This window comes from Vibrio limimangrovi, assembly GCF_054064025.1.
The window spans coordinates 1-4,376 of sequence record NZ_JBSUGF010000030.1 but is presented as its reverse complement, the minus strand read 5'-3'; the positions used below and the strand labels follow the sequence as shown (position 1 = coordinate 4,376).

Annotated in this window: 2 protein-coding genes; both read left to right on the top strand. The window is 38.8% G+C overall.

Annotated features, from left to right (window positions below; translation table 11 throughout):
• Positions 1 to 839: 839 nt before the first annotated feature.
• The gene (locus ACWYU8_RS21900; protein ID WP_457521836.1) at positions 840 to 1,454 is read left to right on the top strand and encodes a hypothetical protein; all 615 of its coding nucleotides are present in this window, start codon (positions 840 to 842) and stop codon (positions 1,452 to 1,454) included.
• A gap of 745 nt (positions 1,455 to 2,199) precedes the next feature.
• Positions 2,200 to 2,895: a hypothetical protein gene (locus ACWYU8_RS21895; protein WP_457521835.1), complete on the top strand. Its 696-nt coding sequence runs from the start codon at positions 2,200 to 2,202 to the stop codon at positions 2,893 to 2,895.
• The last annotated feature ends 1,481 nt before the right edge of the window (positions 2,896 to 4,376 follow it).

The following is a 4,376-nucleotide window of genomic DNA, read 5'->3' as shown; positions in this document are numbered from 1 at the left end:
GCATGTTGGAACCCTCAGATATTTATCTCATCCTGCTAAGTTTAGGTTGGCAGGGGAAGAGTGGATTCCATACATCAATTCAGACCCTACAACTCACGATGTTCCTGAGTATCGAAGTTTGCCCTAATTTACCTAATGACTTATTACCTGTTTAGCTGCATCTGAGTGCTATAGGTTTAGGCATATGTCTACTGGCTAAACTTTTAGGTAGGGAAACAGAGCTTATCTTTCTTTTCGATAATTCCAGATAAGTTCGTTACATTATTTTTTCATTCGGTATAAGTGTGTGAGAGTAATAAAGTATTGAACCGGAGAATAAAGCACTATGCCGATAATGTAATAAATTTTTATACCAATGAAAAATCAATGTTTTAACTGAGCTTTTCAAAAATTTTATGCCAAAAATATACGTTTAGTATGATACTTAATTTTTTAAAGTTAAATTTATTACAACATAATATCAACAAGTTACGTAATATTTAGTGTAGTTCTTTAATACTATCCGATAATAAGGATTTACTCGAGTATTTATGAGATTTTGTGACGAAACATTGGTTCCTCCAATACTGGCATATTCTCATGGCGATGTAGAACCCCCTCATACTCTTCAGTGCGCTCAATTTTTACATTCTTTAAACGGTGTTATTCGAGTGGATACACAACCAGAATCGTGGGTTGTGAAAACGAATCAAGGGATCTGAGCAACAACTCTCCACTTTTTCGCTCAAGAAGTAAGAAAGAACCGTTAAGTAAAATGATAATAATTATTATTTGCATATTTTGGGGTGGTCGAGTATTTTATGAATTCTATGTCATATGTGTACTAATAAAGGAAAACCATGTTTAAGGACTTGTTCATTGTTACTTTCTTGGTGGTATTTGCAAATCAAGCAAAAGCTTCTATGGAGATTTTTGATGACTGTAATCATTTGGATGCAGGTGTTCACTACCAGTTAACACAGGAGAAGGGGTACTGTTTAGATACAAACTCTAATCAAAAGATAATCACTTTTGTAAACTTGTCATCAAAGCCTATCGAATCTGCAGATAGGAAGCTGAATGTAAGTTACCTTCTCCCTAATGAGTATGTCTATACGACCAGCAGGCTTGCGGTTTATCAATCAGAAAACATTGTGTTCTCGTTAGAACAAGAGGGTATTCTCGTTGCACGAGACCGCGGGACAGATAATGATATTGTGCCTATGGCTCTTCCAGTAATACCTGTCATCTTTATTAGAGCTGCTGCTGCTGGCGCGACATTAGGGATAATGGATGCAGTAGCGACCGCACCCAACAACGATCCCACATTTCGTGATGTTGCTATTGGCGCTTTCTCCGGAGCATTAGGTGGTATAGCTGCACCGATTATGGGAGGGGGTTTTTTTGGTATTGTGTCAGCTGGATCAATAGGTCTTTCTGCAAAGGGTGGATGTACATCATGCCACGATAAGTGACGTAAGAGATAAAAGGCCAAAAATGAATATTACAGTCATAATCCAAAAGATTTGTGAGAAGCGTAGAGCCGAATGGGAAGCTCGAATGCAGTTGCCTTTTAGTAAAAGAGTAGTGCGTTATAGTTTACCGTTTACTGTGGTTTTCTGCTTAGGAAGTAACGTTCTATTTTATGAAGGTAGTTGGGATATATCTAGGGTTATTAATCTGACGTTATTAATCATAATAGGTTCGATAGTTGTTGAATTGATAATGAGCAAAAAAAGTAAATACTAACCCTACGATTTCAGGAAAAATGTAGCGTATTCTGCACTAGCCAACCTCGGACTCGGCACCTCATTAGGTTGTTTTTCACTACCTAAATTTATTCATGAGTTGCCCACGAGATAGAGCCATACTAATCTGAACCAGCACCATTAAGAGAATTGCCATACCTTAAGTTATTTGTACATTGCTAATTTAGTAAAATCACTGACAAAGAATTGTCCATCTTCGTATCAGCTAGCTCTGGCTGAAACATTTCTGTCCCTCATCGTGTCAGATAGGTCTCAAACTTCTAGCATGAAAGTGCACCGGAATGAGTTTAAAAAATCAGATGAACTCCAGAATATAGCTACGCTCCTGCAGAGTAACTTGGTATTGAAGTACGAGTGAGCGAAGTCGTTTTTCAGTTTATTTGCGATAAATTAAGCACATCAACTCAAGACCTGATAACGTATAGAAAACTTAATCTTAATTTTATATACAATGAACCTTGAACCCCTAATAGAAGAACTAAAATCAATCGCTGAAGAATTTCCTCTCAAAGAATACTTTACATGGATGATGCCAGAGGACTGTCCGTTAGATTTTCCAAGCGAAATTACATCGAACTATGACCGAAATCTTTTCATGAAGCACAACTTGAGCTCTTTGTTAGTTAACGACTTAACCAATCGCTACTGGGTTATTCAGACATGGGGAGGGATTGGAAGTCTCAAATCGACAGAAAAAAATGATGATATATTGTTGAAGCTAGATGCTCGCCTCAGCAAAGGAGCTCTAGATAAAAAAACATTCGATGTCATTTCATCTATGTCTAAAGTTGCCTCTTTTCTTGATCACACAAAGTATGCTATTTATGACTCAAGGGTCATCTACTCACTTAATTGGCTGTTGCTCAAACATACTGATACTAATGAGTTCTATCCGATGCCTTCGGGTCGAAATAAAGATTTAATCAAATTAGACCTAGATACAATCATTAATCTCACTGGCCGCGATTCTGACAAAATAAGTTATAAAGATGCATACCATAGATATTGTGACCTGATGATTGAACTCTCTAAAGCTATCTACGAACGTCACGAACCATACTGGTCTGAAATGCTCTTATTCTCTATTGCGCCAAAGTACGTTACGGGTGACATCAAGCAATCAATTTCTATCTCAATTAATGACTAACAAGCTACTAGGTGTAAATTAACAAGAACTAAACATGTTTCTTTTTATCAATAATTCCTACCTAAAGTAATGTAGAGGCTGAAATTTAGTATATCGACTCTAAATGATTTATGTCCAGAGACGTTTTACGACGCCTAGCTTCGAGATTGCCTAGCTTCGAGATTGTGATCTCCAAGCGATCCTGTCGTATCTTAACTACACTACCAACCGATTTTGGCGTTCGCTCTCACATCTTTACCTCTTTAAACTCGTTCAAAATCTCCCTAAGTTGAATGGACAATGGGATTGAGCGTCGCCTTTTATGATTACCAAAGAATGTTAACTGCAGGACTAAAAAGCCTTCAGGTAGGTGATGAAAAACGTTAAAAACCGGAGATAGAAATATAGACGGCTAAAGTGTCTATACGAAATACGTTCAATCTAAGTACGTTTATCGGTCATTCGAATCACCCACAAGCGCAGACAGTTCAAATAAAAACCACAACAGGGTTTCGATGAAAAATAGTTAGGCGTAACAATTTATGCCTCCAGACGAGGCGTTTTTCCGTCCTAATGGTCAATAAGGAGTATGAAATAGAGTTTGCTCCTTTCTCATTGGTACAGGTACTCAATGTAAACACGAGCAACTCACGTCAGTATCGGTGGGTTTAATTTCTAGAGTTAGACCCACCGATTTTTATTTCAAGCTTCTACGTCGATTATGTCTGTATTAGCGTCTATTCTTAGGCTACCGTCCCCTCTGAGCCTATATTCCACCCTCTCGTTGTCACTCATTTTTCTTGGTTCAACATATTCTCAGTAGCCTCATCGTTGCACTACTCCAGATGCAAACGCAATGGCGTTTATACTCTGTCGCATAACTGCATATAAAGGATAACTCATATGAAAATACAATTATCGCTTACCTCAATGCTCGATGTTCCTACTTCTTGGTTGGGCTCTATTAGAGGGGCTTTCCGAGAACCCTAGTTCGAGAAAGAGGAAACAGCGATTAATCGATGCACAGAAATGCATCACCTCTTCGTCTAATTTAAGTTAAGAAATTAGACGAAGCCGCAAACTTTAACCCAATCCAGGACTGGTAAGGGGTGCAGAACAAAATCTAAAGAAGTGAATGGAAGTTCAGGCGTTATTCGGTGATTGAGAACGATGGCAGGCGACATTAGTCCGGCGCTGTTATCCCAATGCCCACTCAATACATAACGTCACTACGCACAAAAAAACACATAGCTCCCTGGTGGAGGATGCAATAAGCCCAAATGCAGCTGTCGACTGCGCCACCAGTCAGAACGAGGATGCAACACGCCCAACTGATCCACAAAAGGTGGAAAGCGTTCTATAAGTGAAGGTGAGGATGCAATAAGCCCATGTTGACCTCTGGAAGAGGGAACACCTTGACTCCCACGACGTCATCATTTATCGAAACAGCCTGTGTGCTGCGCAATTGCTATGTACCAATCTATTAATCAATGACTTTGTGA